The 19,395-nt window shown below is 70.5% G+C and carries 12 protein-coding genes, 1 other RNA gene and 1 pseudogene; 8 read left to right on the forward strand and 6 right to left on the reverse strand.

Annotation, left to right across the window (positions count from 1 at the left end):
* Window positions 1-18: 18 nt before the first annotated feature.
* From smpB to AB0G52_RS05010, 6 genes are all read left to right on the forward strand, one after another.
* Window positions 19-561: an SsrA-binding protein SmpB gene (smpB, locus tag AB0G52_RS04985; protein WP_132890680.1), complete on the forward strand. Its 543-nt coding sequence runs from the start codon at window positions 19-21 to the stop codon at window positions 559-561.
* A gap of 93 nt (window positions 562-654) precedes the next feature.
* Window positions 655-1,054, forward strand: a transfer-messenger RNA (tmRNA) gene (ssrA, locus tag AB0G52_RS04990).
* A gap of 393 nt (window positions 1,055-1,447) precedes the next feature.
* Window positions 1,448-6,271 (forward strand): ricin-type beta-trefoil lectin domain protein, encoded by a 4,824-nt coding sequence (locus tag AB0G52_RS04995; RefSeq protein WP_361333785.1) that lies wholly within the window; start codon window positions 1,448-1,450, stop codon window positions 6,269-6,271.
* A gap of 15 nt (window positions 6,272-6,286) precedes the next feature.
* Entirely contained in the window at window positions 6,287-6,889 is a 603-nt protein-coding gene (locus AB0G52_RS05000; protein ID WP_132890504.1) for a hypothetical protein, read from the forward strand.
* 146 nt (window positions 6,890-7,035) lie between these two features.
* The gene (locus AB0G52_RS05005; protein ID WP_361333788.1) at window positions 7,036-8,211 is read left to right on the forward strand and encodes a DUF6183 family protein; all 1,176 of its coding nucleotides are present in this window, start codon (window positions 7,036-7,038) and stop codon (window positions 8,209-8,211) included.
* Window positions 8,212-8,286: 75 nt separating this feature from the next.
* Window positions 8,287-9,030, forward strand: a complete 744-nt coding sequence (locus AB0G52_RS05010) for a hypothetical protein (protein ID WP_361333791.1) — start codon at window positions 8,287-8,289, stop codon at window positions 9,028-9,030.
* A gap of 269 nt (window positions 9,031-9,299) precedes the next feature.
* Here AB0G52_RS05010 and AB0G52_RS05015 read toward each other — a convergent pair whose 3' ends face one another.
* The 6 genes and pseudogenes from AB0G52_RS05015 to AB0G52_RS05040 form a co-directional block, all read right to left on the reverse strand.
* Window positions 9,300-10,313 (reverse strand): LacI family DNA-binding transcriptional regulator, encoded by a 1,014-nt coding sequence (locus tag AB0G52_RS05015; protein ID WP_361333794.1) that lies wholly within the window; start codon window positions 10,311-10,313, stop codon window positions 9,300-9,302.
* Window positions 10,225-12,565, reverse strand: a pseudogene (gene yicI / locus AB0G52_RS05020) (alpha-xylosidase). Before yicI ends, AB0G52_RS05015 begins: the two are co-directional and overlap by 89 nt.
* An 11-nt stretch (window positions 12,566-12,576) precedes the next feature.
* Window positions 12,577-13,398 carry a carbohydrate ABC transporter permease gene (locus tag AB0G52_RS05025; RefSeq protein ID WP_361333797.1) on the reverse strand — a complete coding sequence of 274 codons (822 nt, stop codon included), beginning with the start codon at window positions 13,396-13,398 and terminating at the stop codon, window positions 12,577-12,579.
* Window positions 13,395-14,282, reverse strand: a complete 888-nt coding sequence (locus tag AB0G52_RS05030) for a sugar ABC transporter permease (protein ID WP_361333800.1) — start codon at window positions 14,280-14,282, stop codon at window positions 13,395-13,397. Before AB0G52_RS05030 ends, AB0G52_RS05025 begins: the two co-directional genes overlap by 4 nt.
* Entirely contained in the window at window positions 14,279-15,583 is a 1,305-nt protein-coding gene (locus AB0G52_RS05035) for an extracellular solute-binding protein (RefSeq protein WP_361333803.1), read from the reverse strand. Before AB0G52_RS05035 ends, AB0G52_RS05030 begins: the two co-directional genes overlap by 4 nt.
* Before the next feature lie 109 nt (window positions 15,584-15,692).
* Window positions 15,693-17,039 (reverse strand): MFS transporter, encoded by a 1,347-nt coding sequence (locus tag AB0G52_RS05040; protein WP_361333806.1) that lies wholly within the window; start codon window positions 17,037-17,039, stop codon window positions 15,693-15,695.
* Between the two features lie 84 nt (window positions 17,040-17,123).
* On the opposite strand from AB0G52_RS05040, the gene AB0G52_RS05045 reads away from it, so the two are divergent.
* Window positions 17,124-18,104, forward strand: coding sequence for a LysR family transcriptional regulator (locus AB0G52_RS05045; protein WP_361333808.1), 981 nt, complete (start codon window positions 17,124-17,126; stop codon window positions 18,102-18,104).
* 159 nt (window positions 18,105-18,263) lie between these two features.
* Window positions 18,264-19,196, forward strand: coding sequence for a hypothetical protein (locus AB0G52_RS05050; RefSeq protein ID WP_361333811.1), 933 nt, complete (start codon window positions 18,264-18,266; stop codon window positions 19,194-19,196).
* Window positions 19,197-19,395: the final 199 nt, after the last annotated feature.

Here is a 19,395-nt window from a genome sequence, read left to right on the forward strand (position 1 = left end):
GGCACTATGGCCAAGGGAATGTACGTACCGAAAGAGTCCCAGCAGAAGCAGCAGGGGACGGCCGCCAAAGCCAGGGACGGCGAGAAGGGCGGCAAGCGCAAGATCGTCGCGCAGAACAAGAAGGCGCGGCACGACTACGCGATCATCGACACCTACGAGGCCGGCCTGGTGCTGTCCGGCACCGAGGTGAAGTCGCTGCGTCAGGGCCGGGCCTCGCTGGTCGACGGCTTCGTGCAGATCGACGGGAACGAGGCGTGGCTGCACAACGCCCACATCCCCGAGTACAGCCAGGGCACCTGGACCAACCACTCGGTGCGCCGCAAGCGCAAGCTCCTGCTGCACCGGGAGGAGATCGACAAGCTGGAGGTCAAGGCCCAGGAGACGGGTCACACGATCGTGCCCCTCGCGCTGTACTTCAAGGACGGCCGGGCCAAGGCGGAGATCGCCCTCGCGCGCGGCAAGAAGGAGTACGACAAGCGGCAGACCCTGCGCGAGCAGCAGGACCGCCGGGAGGCGGGGCGCGCCATCGCCGCGGCGAAGCGGCGGCAGCGGGAGGCGTAGGCACGCGGGAATACAGTGGCATCGGCGGGCGTTGGTCACGTACGATGGCACCAACACCGGGGGAAGCCGGTGTGAAGATTGAAAAATCCACATGGGGATGATCGGTTTCGACAGCGGATGTCGAGGCAGGGGAAGCGTGTCGAGAAAGCGGCCATGATCTCGTAAACCACAGGCCGAAAAAAATAATCGCCACTTCCAAGCGCGATTCCTCCCAGCAGGCCTTCGCCCTCGCTGCCTGATCTCAGGTAGCGATCGCGAGCCTCCTACACGGGAGTGTCAGCCCGGGGCTGTTCCCGACCCGGATCCTGGCATCAGCTAGGGAACTAAACCTTGATCCCGGTCACGGGGTGAAGAGGGAAATCTAACAGTGACTGGGCCCGTCGGCGACTTGTTCGCGTGATCGCCGGGGCCGAGAAAATCACAGCGAACTGCACACGGAGAAGCCCTGGTTCCGCACCGTTGGACGCGGGTTCGATTCCCGCCATCTCCACAGTCTCCATGTCACGAAGGCCCGGTGGTCCCCGACCACCGGGCCTTCGTCGTGTCCGCAGGGCCGCCGCCCGGCCGTCTTGTGAAGATTGACGCCGCTCAGTCAAATAACCTTCACAGGGATCGCACAGGTTTACTAAAGTGCGGTACGCGCGCCGGGCCGAGCCGACCACTCGGCCGCCGCGCACGACCATCGGCGACCGGGGGAACAGCGTCGCCACGGGGAGGGACACGCAGGCCTGCCGCCGCCATGGCGCGCGCGCCTCTTCGACATCTCTTCGCGCCGGGCCCCCGTCTGCCCTTTTCACGAAGAACGGATGTTCTTTTGCGTTCCAGACCGGGGACTGTGACGCCCCTTGCCCGGAAAGCGGGCACCCTCAAGCGACTTGTACCGTCCGTGCTCGCGCTCGCCGTGCTCACCACGGTCGCCGGCCATCCGGACCTGCCCCACGACCGCACCGCCGACTTCAGCCCGGTGGCCGACAGTTACGACGGCTTCGACACCAAGGCCGCCGAGCAGCTCCGTCAGGACCAGTGCCTGATGGCCGGTGTGCTCCGCATGGGCGGCCCGGCCATGTTCAGCACCGCGCAGAACGCGCTCTCCCAGACCCCGGACAAGCTGCACACCGCGGCGAACCGCGAGTACTGGAGCACCACCCCGCTGTCCACCGCGTACGACCAGGACAAGGCGGCCGCGAGCAAGGAGGGCGCGGCGCTCCACGACCGCGTCGGCGAGTGGCACAAACCCGTCGCCGGCCTTCCCACCCCGGGCGGCTTCAAGACCGTCGCCGACTTCGAGGATCCACCGGGCCTGGTCGGGGACGACACCCAGGACTTCTTCGAACAGACCGGCCTGTCCCAGTGGGTCGGCAGCCGGATGTGGACGGCCGAGGATCCCTTCTACGACGACCCCACCCCGAAGGCCGACGACGTCACGCTGAAGGCCGTCAAGGACCTCGGGACCCCGCTCTACGGCGGTGACCCGGACCCCTCGCTGCCCCGCCCGCAGTGGCAGCAGGCGCTCGACGAACACCAGGCCTGGGACGCCCTGGTGAACTGGAGCACGGAGCCCACGGGCGCGGACAACGCCCGCCTGTTCCTGTCCTCGGGCGGGTTCCCGCGCACCGCGCCCGAGCCGGGCAGCGTCGAGTACCGCATCGCCGTGGAGGACCTGAAGACCCGGTTCGCCTCCTGCGCCTGGCGCAGCCCCGTCGACCCGGACCGGGTCCTCGGCAAGGAGGTCGCGGACGCGTCCACCGAGTGGCAGCAGGAGATCGCCGCCCAGGCCGGCCAACGCGACCAGATCCTCAACGCGAACCGCGACGCCACCAAGGCCCTCGCCACCGGCTCCAAGGCGCTGGGCGAACTGCTGGGCCAGTCGTGGATCGCCGACCACCTGACCCGCTGGCAGGACTACTGGTCCGCCGGCGGCCCCGGCTGGATCGGCGACAGCCCCATGATCGTGCACGCGCACGGCGCCACCGACAAGTGCCTCGAAGTGGGCGGCGGCAGCAAGACCAGCGGCACGCCGGTGCAGATCTACACCTGCAACGGCTCGGTGGGACAGACGTGGAAGATCAGCGACGACGCGCTGGTCAACGTCAACTCCGGCAAGTGCCTGGAGGTGAAGGGCGGCGCCACCGCGAACGGGACCGTCGTGCAGATCGCGACGTGCAACGGCAAGAGCGCGGCCCAGAAGTGGCAGTACGACACCCACGCGACCAGCCGCCTGTACAACCCGGGCACCGGCAACTGCCTGGACCTGGCGACCTACGAGAACAGCCGTGACGCGCGGATGTGGGACTGCAAGGGCACCGACCCGCAGAAGTTCGACTTCGCCCCGTCCGGTCACAACGGCACCGACAAGCTGGGCTATCCGACCAAGGCCCAGTTCGACAAGGTGAAGAAGGGCGTCGCCGACGCCCAGACCGCGGCCAAGGCCCAGCTCGACCTGCTCAAGGCACAGGCGACCGCGGCGAAGAAGTCCGCCACCGACACGGACACCGCCACCAAGGCCGCCTACGCCGTCGCCGACCGGGCGGGCGCCCCACGCGGCCGAGGCCTGCTCGTCGGGCAGCAGAAGGCCCAGGTCACCAAGGCGTCGGCCGCCGCGCTCGACGCGCTGGCCAAGGCCGGTGACACCGCTTATGCGGCGACCAAGGCAGCCGCCGGGGACAGCGCGACCATCGCGGCCCGCGCGGTGACCCAGGCGGCCCAGTCGAAGGCCGCGTTCCGTACGGCCGCCGCCCAGGAGGCCAACGCGCAGGCGAAGGCCGCCGCCGACGCCGCCGCCGTACAGGCGCAGACGGCCAGGGCCGCGCGGGACACCGCGAAGGCGAAGCTCGGCGAGACCCAGCAGGCCGAGGCCGACGCGAAGGCGGCCGCCGCCACCGCGCACGCCAAGCGGCTCGACGCGGAGGCCGAGGAGCAGACGGCGAAGGCGGAGAAGGCGACCGCCGCGCAGAAGCAGGCGGAGGCCGCGCAGCACAAGGCGGACGCCGAGGGGTACGCGAAGACCGCCGCCGATGCCAAGGACCGGGCGGACACCGCAGAGTCCACCGCGCGCGCCAAGCGCCAGGACGCGGAGGCGGCGCGGGACCGGGCCAAGGGCAAGTCGGACGACGCGTGGGACGCGAAGACCAAGGCGAACGCGGCCCGCGCGAAGGCCGACGCCAAGGACGCCTACGCCGACGCGCACGACTCGGACGCCGACGCGCAGGACTCCCGGGCGGCGGCCGATGCCGCGGACCGCGCGGCCGACGACGCCGAGTCGGCCGCGAGCTCGGCCCGTACCGAGGCGGACGCGGCGAGCCAGGCCGCCGCGGACGCCGACGCCGCGGCCACCCGCGCCGAGGCGGCGGCCAAGCGGGCCCGTTCCGACGCCGACGCCGCCCAGGCCGCCAAGCTCAAGGCGGACGCCGCGGTGCGCACGGCGACCAGCGCGGCGGCGGACGCCATCCAGGCCTCCCAGGCCTCGGCCACCGCGGCCCGTGCCGCGGTCAAGCTGGCCGACGAGGCGGAGCAGCACGCGGCCGACTCGAAGAAGCAGGCCGACGCGGCCAAGGCCGAGGCCGCCAAGGCGGTCGCGGGCGCGGCCGACGCGGTCGGTCACGCGTACACCACCGCGCAGGCGGCCGAGGACGCCGGGGCCTCCGCGCAGCAGGTCGCCGCACCCGCCAATGACGCGATCCAGCTCGGCTCGCCCTACGTGGACACCGACTCCGCGGCGGGTCTCGCCGTCCTGTCGGGCCAGTCGTCGAAGACGATCGCCCAGCAGCAGCAGGCCGTCGCCGAGGCGCACGCCGCCAACGCGCAGAAGAACGCCGAGCAGGCGAAGAGCCTCGCCGACTCGGCCACCGGCGACGCGAAGGCCGCGTACACGATCGCCGCCGAGGCGGCCGGTCACGCCGCCGACGCCCGCAAGTCCTCCAAGGAGGCCCTGGGTTACGCGTCCGAGGCGGCGCAGTACGCGGCGGACGCGCAGAAGTCACTGGCACGCACCATCGAGTACGACCAGCAGGCCACCGCGGACGCGGCAGCCGCCGACCAGGCGGCCGGCCACGCGGAGGGCTACGCCAAGGACGCCCGCGACTCCGCCGACCAGGCGGCCCTGGACGCGGACGCGGCCCGCACGGCGGCCGCCGAGGCCGAGCAGTCCGCGAAGGACGCCCGCGCCGCGGCCGACCGCGCCGACGCCGAGGCCACCGCGGCCGAGGAGGCGGCGAAGGACGCCCAGAAATACGCGGAGTCGGCCCAGCAGGCGGCCGACCAGGCGGCGGCCGCCGACGCGAACAGGCAGGTCCAGACCGGAGCGGGTACCGGAACCGGGGTCGGCGGCGTGTTCTCCGTCATCGACGACATCAAGCAGAACGGAGACCCGGAGCAACTCCCCAACGAGTGCCACGGTCTGGACTGCAACACGCTGGTGTACAAGGTGCACTTCGACGCGGTGGTCAGCTACTACCTGTGCGGCAACCCGGACGTGCCCGCCACGGAGGCCGGCTGCCCCGCCGAGGACACGGTCTTCCTCAAGACGCAGACCTTCAAGGGCCTGACTAAGACGGTCAAGATCTCCGCGTGGGACGTGACCAAGGACGTCTGGAAGGGCATCTACGACTCGATCATCGGTGACTTCACCGGCTGCTACCACAAGCTCAACGGTGACGGTGGCGGCAGCTACGGCGACTGCGCCTGGGCCGCCACCTGGCTCCCGCTCGGCGGCCCGATAGCGAAGATCACCGAGGCGATTCGCGCCGTGGACACGGCCATGCGTACCGGGGAAGGGGTCAGCGACGCACTGAAGGCACTGGAGGCGCTGGACGTCGATGCCCAGACACTGGCCGATATCAAGCGGTCCGTGGACGTGTACGAAGAGGCACGGACGGCATGCAGGATCAACAGCTTCCCCGGCACCACCGAGGTCGTCCTGGCCGACGGCAGCCGCAAGGCACTGCGTGACGTGCGCCCGGGTGACCTGTTGCTAGCCGCCGACCCGACGACCGGACGCGCGCAGGGCGAGCCGGTAACGCGTACCTTCCACCACACCACCGCCGACCTGGTCGACGTCACACTGGCGGACGGTGGACGCCTCACCAGCACACCCGGACACCGGTTCTTCGTCACCGGCCGGGGCTGGACCCTGGCCTCCGAACTGCGGGACGGAGACGGTCTGCGGAGCCCGGACGGAACCGTCCGCACCGTGGCCGCGTTGCTCGACCGGCACGAGACGACACCTCGCACGGTGTATGACCTGACGGTGTCCGGCCTGCACACCTTCTACGCGGTGGCGGGCGGTGACCCGGTCCTGGTCCACAACTGCAACGATCTTGGAGCCGACGCGCGGCAATTCCCCGGCCAGGCGCACACCCTGGACGAGCACACGGCCGGTTTCGTGACCGAGCAGGAGGCCGAGGATCTGGCCAAAGCAAAGACGGAGAAGTTCGGGCGTATCACCGCGAACAGTCTGTTCATCGACGAACAGACTGCCCAGCAGGTCGTCGACTACGCGCTGGCCAACAACGCGAACCGGATTCGCACGTGGCTTCGGGGGTCCACTCCGGACCTCACATGGGAGGGTCATTTTGGGGTGAGGAACTCCCTCGGCAAGGTCTATTACCCGGACGGTAGCGTGAAGGACGCGGGCAACGCGTTCTTCATCAAGCTGGTCCGAGCCAAGGGACACAAGGCCGGCTACTACGTGCAGACGTGCTATCCCAAGTGAGAGAGGTAAGGGAGCGTGCCACGCTTTACGGAGTTCAACTTCGGCGTGTCCTGGGTGATGGGTTTTTTCCATCAGGACGGATCCCACGATGGGGACACACCTGCTGAAATCGTCGCGAATAACCTCGCCAAGAACGGCGATGACGAGGCCCTGGCAGTACGTCGCGACGCGCAGATTCTCGGCAACCTCCCGTCGGAGACGCTGGAGGTGCTCTGGGAGGCCGGGGCGGAATACATGCCAAGCTTCGAGTTGGTCGGGACAGGAGCGGAGTGGACGCAGACAATCGTCGGCCTGTGTGATGCCCGGCTGTCGGCGAAGGGGGACGCACGCCAGCTCTCCGGGGCGGACACGGAGGATGGCATGGCCTGCCTCGGCGCGGTCGTCGCCGAGATCGAGGAAACACGGTTCCTGGCGGTCGAGGTGCGGGCGGCGCTCATCGACTGCGCGCGCCGCTGTACTCCGGACCTGGCTCTCCGAGTGCTGTTGAGAGCGATCCTGTGTGCCCCGGATGCCTCGCTGTCCCCGGACCAGTACGGGCGGCTGGAGGCCATCGGATCGGCCCTCCAATATGGCGAGTTCGTGGTGGACGACGTCAAGTTCATGGTCGATCAGGGCTAGTCGGCGTGTTCGGTGCCACGGAGGAGTGCGTTCCGTTCCGGGCTGGTTCGTGTGTGCTGTCAAAGGGCCTCGCGCGGCGCCGTGCGCGCCCGTGCTTCCGCATAGAACGGGATTCGGCTCGACGAGTGTGAGGCGCAGAGATCACCATGCACAGCGACATGACTCAACGGATCAAAGAACTGCTGGACGCTGGCTTCTCAGCCGTGTCCGCACTTGGCGAAGAGATCCCGCACAGGGTTTCGTCCGGTGACTTCGAGTGGGCGACGCTGCTCGGCGCGGAGCTCGCCCGGAGGGTCGCCCATGAAGGAGCGAAGTCGCCCGAACACCGCTTCCTGCTCGACCGGTTGCAGACCGCCCTTGCCGCAACGGCGGACCGGCAGAGCCTGCGCGTTCTGATGTGCGTGCCGAGCACCCTGCGGACCGGAGAGCCGGCACGGACCAGGGCCGAGCGACGCCTGGCCCAGATGGTGGCCCTGGGGCACAGGCCTGTGGACATCGTTCCGGTCGTCTACGGCGAGCAGCTCGGCACCGCGGCGTCGGACGAGTTCAGAGCCTGCCTGCTGCAGGAGCTGGTACTCGCAGGCGTCGCAGTCCCGGAGCACCCCCTTCTGCAATCCTTCGGCGAAGCGCTCGTGGCGGAGGAGCACCCACTGGCACCTCTGCCGCTCCACCTGCTGCCGCCGGAGCGTGCGCTGCTCAGGCCACAGCACGCTCCGCACGACCGGACGTGGGCCTTGCCCCCGGCAACGGTGGCGAAGCACAGCGATCGACCCCCGCTTTGTGTCTCGCCGGAAATGCGCCGGCGCACTGTCGCGGTCGATCCGGCGGAGACCACCGTTCCGGAAGTGGCCGAGGCCATGACCGCTGCGGTGCGGCACTGGCTTCAGGACTCCAACGGCATGGTTGCCGCGCAGGAGTTCTGGTCCGCGTCACCCGTCTCACCGGACGACTTCGCAGCCGTCTCCGAGCGGCTGCCGCTCACAGCATGGCCGATGGGGGAGGCCAGGCCCTTGCTGTACTCAGCCGCCTCCGACAGGGTGCTGCAGGTGCTGCTCACCACGGCGGTGCGCAGCCCCGCCTACGGCACCGGCATGTTCGGTGCGTACGGGCGACTCGCTGCCTGGCGCTCCCTCGGCGGCCTGGTCGGCGCCGCCCCGGACGCGCCGATCAGTCACACGGCCATGCTGGTCGAACAGGCCCACTGGTTCATCGCCGACCCCTCGTCGGACTGGTTCCACCAAGTGGCCTGGGACCTCGCCGTGGCCGCCTTGCGACCAGGCGGCCAGGAGATCGCGGTCCTCACTGCAACGGACACGGACTGATTCCCGGTGACCACAGCACCGTTCGGGCGCGAGCCGCGTGGGTGACCACGGATACGTGATCGGAGCCAACCCAGTATGACCTGCGAAGAACCACGGTTCCTGCTCGTGCAGGCCCGGGGAGGGCCGTCGCCGCTGTACGAGCCGGAAGTCTCATGGGCCGACCCGGACCAGGACGCCTTCACCCGTGACGTCCCGCTGGATGACGACCGGCTGGCCCTCCCCAAGGAGCTGGCCGAGGCGCTGCGCTGCTGGGTGCTCTCCCGCCCGACGGAGGGTTTCGTCTCCCGTCCCGAGCTGCGGAGGCACGTCTCACGGGGCCTGGCTCTCGCCCAGCGGCTGGCCCGGCACCTCGGGCCGTCGTGGGCGGTGCGCTACTGGGACGAGCGCCACAGGTCGGCGAAGTGGGTGTGCTGGGGCTGCGACCGTCTCCACTGGGAACGCGACAGCCACGGCACGCCGCCGCACCCGATCGACATCACGGTCGAGGGCGAGTTCAAGTACGGTCCCCTGCGCTCCGACGGGTTCGGGGACTTTTTCCCCGACCATCCGGCCGCCGCGCTGGACCTGTCCGAGGGGCTCATAGCCGATCTGTACGCATGGGCCAAGGGCATCGACGACACCCTCAACCTGGACCTGCGGTACCGGGAGGACGGCAAGTACGACGATGAGTGGGAGAGGCTGTTCCGCACGGGCTCGGCACTCGCGCAACGCCTCGCGCACGAGATCGGTGAGTCGCGGACGGTGACCTACAAGGGCCTGGCGAACGGTGGTCTGGCCGCCATCACGTCGGTCAGCTGGCGAGGGGACCGGCAGCTGTAGCGCGAGGGTGTGTGCCCGAGGACCAGCCGCCCACGACGACCTTGGCGCCTACACCCGCAGGATCCCGTGGACAGTGACCGGCCGGCCCTCCCGGCGGACCTGGCCGACCCGGACGCCGTCACGGCCGAGGGCGAGCGGGTGGATTTCCTGCCCGCCGAGGTCCGTAGCGCGCTCGCCAATTGTGCGCGCCATTGCACTGCAGACGTGGCCCTGGGCGGCGTTCCGTTTCGGGGTGGTTCCCGGTGCGGAACGCCGTTTCCTATGCGCTGTCAGGGGGCCAGTCGCGGCGCCGTGCTCGCCCGTTCCGTCAGCCGAGGCGCCAGTAGCGTCGCCTCCGGCACGTCCATGTCGCCGCCCAGTTTCCGCATCAGCAACTCCGCCGCCCGCTCCCCGAGTTCCGCGGCCGGCAGGGCCACCGAGGTGACCGGGACGCGGAGGGACGCCGCCAGTTCGTCGGGGCAGATCGCGGTGATCGACAGGTCGGTGGGGACGCGGAGGCCGAGGTGCTCGAAGGCTTCGACCAGGGGTTCCAGGGCCGCCTCGTTGTGGACGACGACCCCCGTCAACGCCGGTTGTTCGCGCAGCAGCCGCTCGGCGACCCGGCGTGCCCCGGCGGGGGTCGCCTCGCAGGGGTGGACGGAGGACGCCATCGCGTTGCGGTCGGCGGCGGCCGTGAACCCCTGGACCACCCGCTGGGCGAACGCGGTCTCCCGGACGTACACCTCCGGCGGCGACCCGACCAGCGCCACCACCCGGTGCCCCAGCCCCGCCAGCCGCTCCACGCACAGCTCACCGGCCGCCCGGAAGTCCAGGTCGACGCAGGTCAGGCCCTCCGCGGACGCAGGGAAGCCGATCAGCACCGACGGGCGTTCCAGGGTGCGCAGCAGCGGCAGCCGGGGGTCGTGGAGCTGGACGTCCATCACGATCAGGGCGTCGACCAGCGCCGTGTCGGCGACCCGGTGCAGGCCCTCCTCGCCCTCCTCCTGGGTGAGGAGCAGCACGTCGTGGTCGTACCGCCGGGCCGTGGTCACCACCGACACCGCGAACTGCATCACCACCGGGACGTGGATCCCGGTGCGTAAGGGGATCACCAGCGCGAGCACGTTGGAGCGGCTGCTGGCGAGGGCGCGGGCGCCGGCGTGCGGGCGGTAGCCCAGTTCCCGGACGGCCGCCTCGACACGGCGCCGGGTCTCCTCAGAGATCGGGCGCTTGCCGCTGAGCGCGTAGGACACGGTGCTGGGGGAGACCCCCGCGTACCGGGCCACGTCCGTGATCTTCACCATCAGCCCAGCTCCAGCGAGAGGAACCCGGTACCGGCCGCCGCCCGCGCCGTCCGTTCCCCGGCCGCCAGGCTCCAGGCCGAAGCCGGCTCACTGCACGAGGCCCGCAGGGTGTTCCCCTCGCGTACGACGGTGAAGGTGACCTCCCCGACCGGGACCGTGACCTGCGCGCCACGCTCAAGGCCGTACGCCCGCAGGGTCACCCCGTCGGCGTGGTCGTAGTCGGGCCGGTCGGCCACCGCGCCCACCGGGATCACGGCTCCCGGCCGGACCAGCAGCGGCAGGCTCAGGAAGTCGTGGCGCTCGCGGGTCCAGCGGGGGCCGGTGACCGTGCGGCCGGTGAGGAAGTGGGTCCAGGTGCCCTCGGGGCAGTAGTAGGCCACCTGTCCCTCGTCGGCGAACACCGGCGCCACCAGCAGGTCCGGCCCCAGCATGTACTGGCGTTCCAGATGCGCGCACCCGGGGTCGTCCGGGAACTCCAGCACCATCGCCCGCATCATGGGGATCCCCTCGGCGGCAGCGGTGCGCGCCACCTCGTACAGGTACGGCATCAGGCTCAGCTTCAGCCGGGTGAAGTGCCGTGCCACGTCCACCGACTCTTCGTCGAACAGCCACGGCACCCGGTACGACGACGAGCCGTGCAGTCTGCTGTGCGAGGACAGCAGCCCGAAGGCCAGCCACCGTTTGAACAGCGCCGGGGTCGGGGTGCCCTCGAAGCCGCCGATGTCGTGGCTCCAGTAGCCGAAGCCGGACAGGCCGAGCGAAAGACCGCCGCGCAGCGACTCGGCCATCGCCTCGTACGTCGACTCGCAGTCGCCGCCCCAGTGCACCGGGAACTGCTGGCTCCCGGCGGTCGCCGACCGCGCGAACACCACCGCCTCCCCCTCCCCGCGGTGCTTGCGCAGCACCTCGAAGACGGTCCGGTTGTACAGGTAGGTGTAGTAGTTGTGCATCCGCTCCGGGTCCGAGCCGTCGGACCAGGCCACGTCCACCGGGACGCGTTCCCCGAAGTCGGTCTTGAAGCAGTCGACACCCTGGGCGAGCAGGGCCGACAGCTTGGCCGCGTACCAGTCACGCGCCGCCGGGGAGGTGAAGTCCACCAGCGCCATCCCCGGCTGCCACAGGTCCCACTGCCACACGCTGCCGTCCGGTCGCCGCAGCAGGTGCCCCAGTGCCTTGCCCTCGGCGAACAGCGGCGACCGCTGCGCGATGTACGGGTTGATCCACACGCACACCCGCAGCCCGCGCTCGCGCAGCCGCCCCAGCATCCCCTCCGGATCCGGGAAGACCCGCGGGTCCCACGCGAAGTCGCACCAGTTGAACTCCCGCATCCAGAAGCAGTCGAAGTGGAAGACGGAGAGCGGCAGTTCGCGCTCCCGCATGCCGTCGATGAAGGACGTCACCGTCTTCTCGTCGTAGGAGGTGGTGAAGGACGTGGAGAGCCACAGGCCGAAGGACCAGGCCGGCGGCAGCGCCGGGCGGCCGGTCAGGGCGGTGTACGTGCGCAGGATCTCCTTCGGGCTCGGGCCGTGGATGACGTAGTACGTCAACTGCTGCGACTCCACGCTGAACTGGACCCGCGACACCGCCTCCGAGCCGACCTCGAACGACACCTTCCCCGGATGGTCGACGAAGACCCCGTACCCCGCGTCGGTGAGGTAGAACGGGACGTTCTTGTAGGCCTGTTCGGTGGCCGTGCCGCCGTCCGCGTTCCAGATGTCGACCACCTGGCCGTTCCTGACGAGCGGGCCGAAGCGTTCCCCGAGGCCGTACACCGAGGTGCCGACGCCCAGGTCCAGTTGCTCCCGCAGGTAGTGGGCGCCGGTCGTGGAGTCCCGCATGATGCCCATGCCCTTGGGGCCGCTGGAGGTGAGGGTGCGGCCACCGGAGCGGAAGTCCAGCCGCCAGGGCGCGGCCCGGCTCAGCCGCAGCGACAGCGAACCGGAGACCAGGGTGGCGTATTCGTCGTCGTACGACACCTGGGACGCGAGGTCGGCCCGGCCCAGTTCGAAGTGCGGGCCGCGTGGCTGTTCGCCCTCGAAGTGGGTGAAGGTGACGCCGATGACGTCGGGCATCGGGGTGTGTGCGGTGATCGTCAGGACGGGTCCCCTCAGCAGGTCGCCGCGGTGGCGGATGGGCCGGGTCGGCGCGTGGATCTCCAGCGCGCCGTCCGCGGCCGTGACGTCGAGGACCTCGACCGGGTGGGCCGCGGTGACGCCCTCGCGCAGCAGCCAGTAGCCGTCGGTGAACTTCACTCACGTACCTCCTACTTGACGGCGCCCACGGCGATGCCCCGGGTGAGGGTGCGCTGGAAGACGAGGAAGAAGACGATCGCCGGGAGCACGCCCAGCAGGGCGGCCGCGTTGGTCATCGTGGCGTCCATCAGGCGCTGGCCCTGGAGGACGCCGAGCGCGACGGAGACCGTCTGGTTGTCGTTGGAGATCAGCATGACCAGCGGCAGCAGGAACTCGTTCCAGGTCCAGATGAAGAAGAAGACCAGCAGCACGCCGAGGGTCGGGCGGCTGACCGGGACGACGATCCGGACCAGGATCTGCCACTTGTTCGCGCCGTCGATCCGGGCCGCCTCGATGATCTCGCGCGGGAACTGCCCTAGGACCGCGGAGAGGAGGTACGTGCCGAACGCCGACTGGATCACCGTGAACACGATGACCACGCTGAGCCTGGTGTCGTACAGGCCCGCCTGCTTGCTCAGGTAGTACAGCGGGTAGACCAGCGCTTCCTGCGGCAGCAGGTTGGCCAGCACGAAGAAGGCCAGCACCCAGGTGCGGCCCCGGATCCGGCCGACGCCGATCGCATAGGCGTTGAGGAGGGACAGGACGGTGGCGAGCAGTGCCACCGAGCCGCTGATGAGGGTGGAGTTGACGAGCTTCTGGGTGTAGTCGACGCGCTGCCAGAAGTCCTTGAGGCCGTCGAGGTAGAGGCCGTGGGGGAGGCTCAGCGGGCCGCTTCGGGAGTACTCGGCCGGGGACTTCACCGCGTTGACCGCCACGATGAGGAACGGGACGACCATGAAGAGGGCGGCGAGGCAGAGGGCGAGGAGGACCGGGTAGCGGCGCAGTGCGGTCATGAGTCCTCCACCCGGGTCTGCAGCTTCAGGCCCAGCACGGCCAGGGCCAGGATGATCACCGTGAGGACCGTGGAGATCGCCGATCCGTAGCCGACCTGGGTCTTCTCGAAGAACGTGGTAAAGGAGAAGTAGGACGGGACGTCGGTGGCGCCGCCGGGGCCGCCCTTCGTGAGCACGTACACCGCGCCGAAGACCTTCAGCGCGGCGATCGTGCACCAGGTCAGGACGACGTACACCTCGGGGCGGATCCCCGGCACCGTGATGTGCCGGAAGCGGCGCCACCAGCCGGCGCCGTCCAGCTCGGCCGCCTCGTACAGCTGGGGGTCGACGCGGCCGAGCCCGGCCATGAAGACGACCAGCGGGAAGCCGAGCTGGACCCAGACGAGCACGCCCATCACCGTGTAGAGGGCGAGGTCCGGGTCGCCGAGCCAGTCCTGCTGCCAGGAGCCCAGGCCGACCGCCTTCAGGAGGGCGTTGAGGGAGCCGTTGTCCGGGGCCAGGATCCAGCTCCAGACGATGCCGGCGACCGCGACCGGCAGGACCTGCGGGAGGTAGAAGCAGGCGCGCAGGACCGCCGCGACCCGGGTGCCGAAGTGCTTGCCGACGTAGTCGAACAGGGCGGCGGCCAGCACCAGGCCGAGCGCGGTCGGGAGCACCGCCATCGCGACGACCATGAAGAGGCTGTGCCGGAACGACGCCCAGAACTCGGAATCGTGCAGCAGCTCGCGGTAGTTGGCGAGCCCGGACCAGTGCGGGCTGCCCACGCCCTGCCAGTCGGTGAAGCCGAGGCCCGTGTTCATCAGGAACGGGACGACCACGACCGCGAGGAAGGCGAGGGCACCGGGGAGCAGGAACAGGGCGTACGAGTCCCGGCGCACCCTCACTTGGTGCCCTTGTCGTAGGCCGTCTGGAGGTTGCTCAGGTAGGCGTCGGGTTTCTCGCTGCCCGTGATCAGCTTCTGGGTCTCGGAGACCAGGGTGTCGTAGAAGCCGGCGATCGGCCAGTCCGGGTAGAAGGCCAGGCCGTCGCGCTTGCTGACGGTGTTGAAGTCCGCGATGAGCTGCTTCGACTTGGGGTCGGTGATGGCGCCCGGGTCGGCCGCGACCGGGACTCCGCCCTTGTTGCCGAGCAGGTTCTGGATCTTCTTCGACATGGTGATGTCGATGAAGTCGTAGGCGAGGTCCTTGTTCCCGGAGTTCTTCGGTACGACCCACAGGTTGCCGCCCGAGCCCAGGGTGAGATTGGAGCCGGGCCACAGGAAGCTGCCCCAGTCGAACTTCGCCTCCGACTGGAAGCGGCCGTACCACCAGCTGCCGGAGAACAGGATCGGTGCCTTGCCCTGGATGAACGAGACGCCCGCCTGCTCGGCGGTGGTCCCGCTGGACGTCTTCGCGATGTAGCCCTTCTTCACCCAGTCGGCGAAGGTGTCCGCCGCGTACGTCCAGGCGGTGTCGTGGAAGTCGACCTTGCCCTTGTACAGCTCGTACCTGTCGACCCACGAGCGGTCGGCCTTCGACAGGGCCAGCTGGTAGAGGTACTGCTGGGCCAGGTACTCGGAGCCCGCGTTGGCCAGCGGGGTGACCTTGTTCCGGACGAACTTCCCCATGGCCGCCGTGAGGTCGTCGAACGTCTTCGGCTCGGCGATCCCGTACTTCTTGAACAGGTCCTTGTTGTAGTAAATCATCGTGTATTCGGCGTAGTTGGGCACTCCGTACCATTTGCCGGAGCCCATCACGCCGTCGGCGTCGTACTGGCTGGTGGTGCGCACGCCCGCGCTGAGTTCCCTGTCCCAGCCGCGCTTGGCCGCCTCCGCGGTCAGGTCGGTCAGGAGCCCCTGCTTGGAGAGGAGTCCCGCCGTCGCGTTGCCCTTGTTGTACTCCATGAGGTCGGGGGCGTCGGAGGAGTTGAGGACCATCGGAGCGGTCTTCTGGATCTGCTCGAAGCTCTTCTCCTCGTACTCCACCTTCACGCCGGGATGGCTCGCCTCGAACTCCTTGATGGCCTCGTTCCAGGCGATGCCCATCGCGCTGTTCGGGGCCTCGTAGTGCCACAGCCGCAGCGTCTTGGCGTCGGACGTGCTGCCGCCCGAGCCGCCGCAGGAGGTCAGCAGCAGTGATCCGGAGAGGACCACTGCCGTCGCCGTCAGCCGTCGTATCCGCCCTGTTCGCCTTCGTGCCGTCGACATCCAGTACCTCCAGGGGAGTTGCGGATGGTGCTCGTCCCGCGTCGAATCGGTTCGATGCCGGACGTCGAAGCGCTTCGACGATGGAAGGTAGGCGCGGGCCGTGGGACCGTCAATGGTTGCGGCGGGATTTGTGGGAAGCGATTCGACTGACGGTGTGGATCAGGAAGGCTGCGGCGGCCGCGGTGACCGGGGTGAGGTAGGCGGTCGCCGGAGCGAGGTGCTCCGCCGCCCAGCCGCCGGCCGCGGAGCCCGTGGCGACACCGGTCAGCAGGGCGGTGACGACGAGGCTCATCCCCTCGTTGAGGCGGCCCTCCGGAGTGCGGTCCTGGACCAGTGTCATCGCCGTCACCATGGTCGGCGCGGTCGCCATGCCGGCCGCGAGCAGGGCCGGGGCGAGAGCCCACAGGGAGTCGAGGGTGCGGGCCGCGAGCAGGGGCAGGGACATCAGGGCCGCCATCGCCAACAGACAGACCGGCAGCCGACGTTCGGCCGAGCCGGCCGGCCTGAGCGCCCCGTACACCAGGCCCGCCGCACAGGACCCGGCGGCCTGGAGCGCCAGGACGGCACCGGCGGCCGAACGGTGGCCCTGCGCGTCGGCGTAGGCGATGGTGACGACCTCCATCGAGCCGAACACCGCACCGGTGGCGACGAAGCAGGCGAGGAGGGCGGCGAGGCGCAGGGGGGTCCGCGCGGTGCTCGTGGCGGGCCGGGGCGGCGGCTCGGTGGCGCGCTGGGCGGTGAACAGCAGCATCCCGGTGAGCAGCAGCACCGCCCCGACCAGGGTGCCGGCCTCGGGGAAGAAGGTGCCGGTGAGGAAGGCGGCGAGGACCGGGCCGAGCATGAAGCACAGCTCGTCGGCGGCCTGTTCGAAGGAGTTGGCGGTGTGCAGGGCGTCCGGGTCGGCGCGCAGCAGATGGGCCCAGCGGGCGCGGGACATGCCGCCCAGGTTGGGGGTGGTGGCGGTGGCCGCGTAGGCGGCGAACAGGGTCCAGTCCGGGGTGCCGAACCGGACGCAGAGCAGCAGGGCGAGGCTGCCGAGGACCGCGGTGACCGTGGCGGGCACCGCGACCCTGGCCTGCCCGTACCGGTCGACGAGCCGCGCGATCGACGGCCCCGCCACCCCGGTCGCGGCGAGGCCGGTCGCGGTGACGGCACCGGCCAGGGCGTACGAGCCCCGGGTGCCGGCGATCATCACGACCGCGCTGACGCTGAACATGCCCATGGGCAGCCGGGCGATGAGGTTCCCGACGGTGAAGGCCCGGGTGCCGGGGCGGGCGAAGAGGCGGCGGTAGGGGCCGGGTGGGCGGGATCCGGAGCGGGAGGGGGACGGGGAGCGCCAAGCGCCGTCGAACCGGGGGCTGAAATCGACGGTGACGAGGGAGTCGGCGGTGACGGTGTGGGTGAGCTTGCGGGGCGTCTGCCCGGTCGGTCGGGTCGGCTGGGTTGGCTCTGGCATGGACACCACCGTCACGCCGCACGACGCGTACGGTCCAACACCTGCTCAGTGCCGATTCACGCACCTGTGTTGTAAGTTCGCCCGATGCCGTCGCCCGCGTCGTCCGCCCCCATAGACCCCCGGCTCCTGCGCGTCTTCGTCACCGTCGCCGAGGAGCTGCACTTCACCCGCGCCGCCGCCCGGCTCTACGTCGCCCAGCAGGCGCTCAGCCGGGATGTACGGCGACTGGAGCGGGAGTTGGGCGCCGAGCTGTTCCTGCGCACCACCCGGCAGGTCGCGCTGACCCCCGACGGCGTCCGGCTGCTGCCCTACGCACGCCGGGTGCTGGCCGCCCACGACGCGCTGCTCGCCGCGTTCGGGCAGGCCAGGCCGCTGCTGGTGGACCTGAACTCGCCGGGCCTCGAAACCGGCCGCCGGGTGCTGCACCGCGCCCGCGAACTCACCCCGGACTGCGAGCTGATGGCCCGCTACGAGAGCGGGCTCACCGGAGCGGCGGCCGAACTCCTCGCCGGGCGGCTCGACGTCTCCTTCGGACGGTTCGCGGGACTCGACCCGGCACTGCGCTCCGGTCTCGAACACCTGCCCGTTCGGTTCGAACCCATGGCCGTAATGCTTCCCTCCGACCATCGGTTGGCGGCCCTGGAGGCGGTGCCGCTGGCCGCGCTGGCGGGCGAGACCGTGTACGCCGGCGCCGGCAACGAACGCACCCTGGAATGGACCGACCTGGCCTTTCATCTCTTCGAGGGGCGACGGATCACCGTCGCCCCGCCGCTGCCGTTGGCTGTCGGCGAGGAGGAGTTCCAGCGCGTCATGGCCAAGGACCGGTATCCCGTTCTCGCGGTAGTGGGTTTTCCGGCCATACCTGGAAGCGTGTCGCGGCCCTTGGTCGATCCGGTGCCGTTGTCGCCCGTGTCGCTCGTGTGGCGAAAAGGGCTGGTCCATCCGGGAGTCGACGCGCTACGGCGGGCGGCCGCCGAGATCGGGCACGCGGAAGGGTGGCTTCAGCGGCCGGCCGACGGGTGGATTCCGGCCAGTGATCAAGAGGTGATGGACGACCACAAATGACACATCCGGACAACGGCACCCCGGCGTGCGCTAGCTTCATGGCCCCGAGCACGGAGAGCTGGAAGGGGGCGCTCGGAACGGGTGGGGGCCCGATCCGTTGACGTGTGCTCGGGTTCGTCAGCGCGCCCGGAACTGTCCCGTTGGGGGGGATGTGCGCGCATGAGGAACTGGCGAGAAGAGACCCAACCGGTGGCGGGGAGTGCCGAGGAGGTGCCGCTGACCGGTTGTGCGGAGGACGTGCCGCTGGTCGGGGGAGACGACCCCGGGGGCGCCGGGGCAGTCGGTGCCGGTGCCGGTGCCGGTGCCGGGCCGGGTGGGTTCCGGGTGGGCGTTGGTGGTGGTGGCGTCGGTGCCGGGGCGGCCGAGGCGGTGACAGAGGTGCTGCGGACGGCGGAGCCGTTACGGAACCCCTGGAGCATCGTCGAGGCGGCGGCGGGCCACCGCCCGCGGACCCCCCACCGGGCGAGCGTCGAGCACGACGTCGGTGGGGTGCGGACACGCCTCGGCGAGCGGGAGCCCTCCGACGCACCCGCACCCGCACCCGCACCCGCACCCGAGTCCGCACCCGCACCCGCGTCCGCGGACGCGTCGGGGCGCCGCAGCCGCCGGTTCCGCAGGATCGTGACGGCCATCGGCCTGGCCTGCGCCGCCTACGCCGTCGTCATCGTCGTCGCCCTGCTGTCCGGCAACTCGGACGCGCCCTGGCTGCCGGGGCCCGGGCAGCACGGCGACCAGCCGGCCGGCCGGGTCCGGAACTCACCGGCGCCCACCGGCTCCGCCCGCTCCTCGGACGGCGGCTCCTCGGTCGCGGGCCCGGCCGTGAGCGGCGGTACGACTCCCTCGGCCGGCGCGTCACCCCGGGCGTCCGGCACCGGCAAGCCGGGAGCGGCCCGGCCGAGCCCGTCGACGTCGGCGAAGGCGACCCCGCCGGCCGGCGTCAGGGCCACTGGCTCCTCACCGGACCCCGGGGCGTCGTCCACGGACGCGTCCCCGACCGCGTCGTCACCGTCACCGGCCACCCCCGCCTCCCCGTCCGCCCAGCCCTCGACCGGGCCCAGCGAGTCGGCGACGCCGACCGGGGGCGGTTCTTGAACGGGCACGGTCGCCGAGGGCCGGCGGCTGTTCCGTCTCGGGGCGCCGCAGAACGACCGGCCTCGGTGTCGGGAGCTACCCGCCCTCTGCGCTGCTGGGACGGCATCACCTTCTCCACGGCTTTTGGACGTGCGTGACGGTCTGGCCACTGTTCACGCGTAAAACACGGTCCGTCTCGGCCGACCACCGCGGCGTAATC

Source organism: Streptomyces sp. NPDC021562 (assembly GCF_040640875.1).
GTDB lineage: Bacteria > Actinomycetota > Actinomycetes > Streptomycetales > Streptomycetaceae > Streptomyces.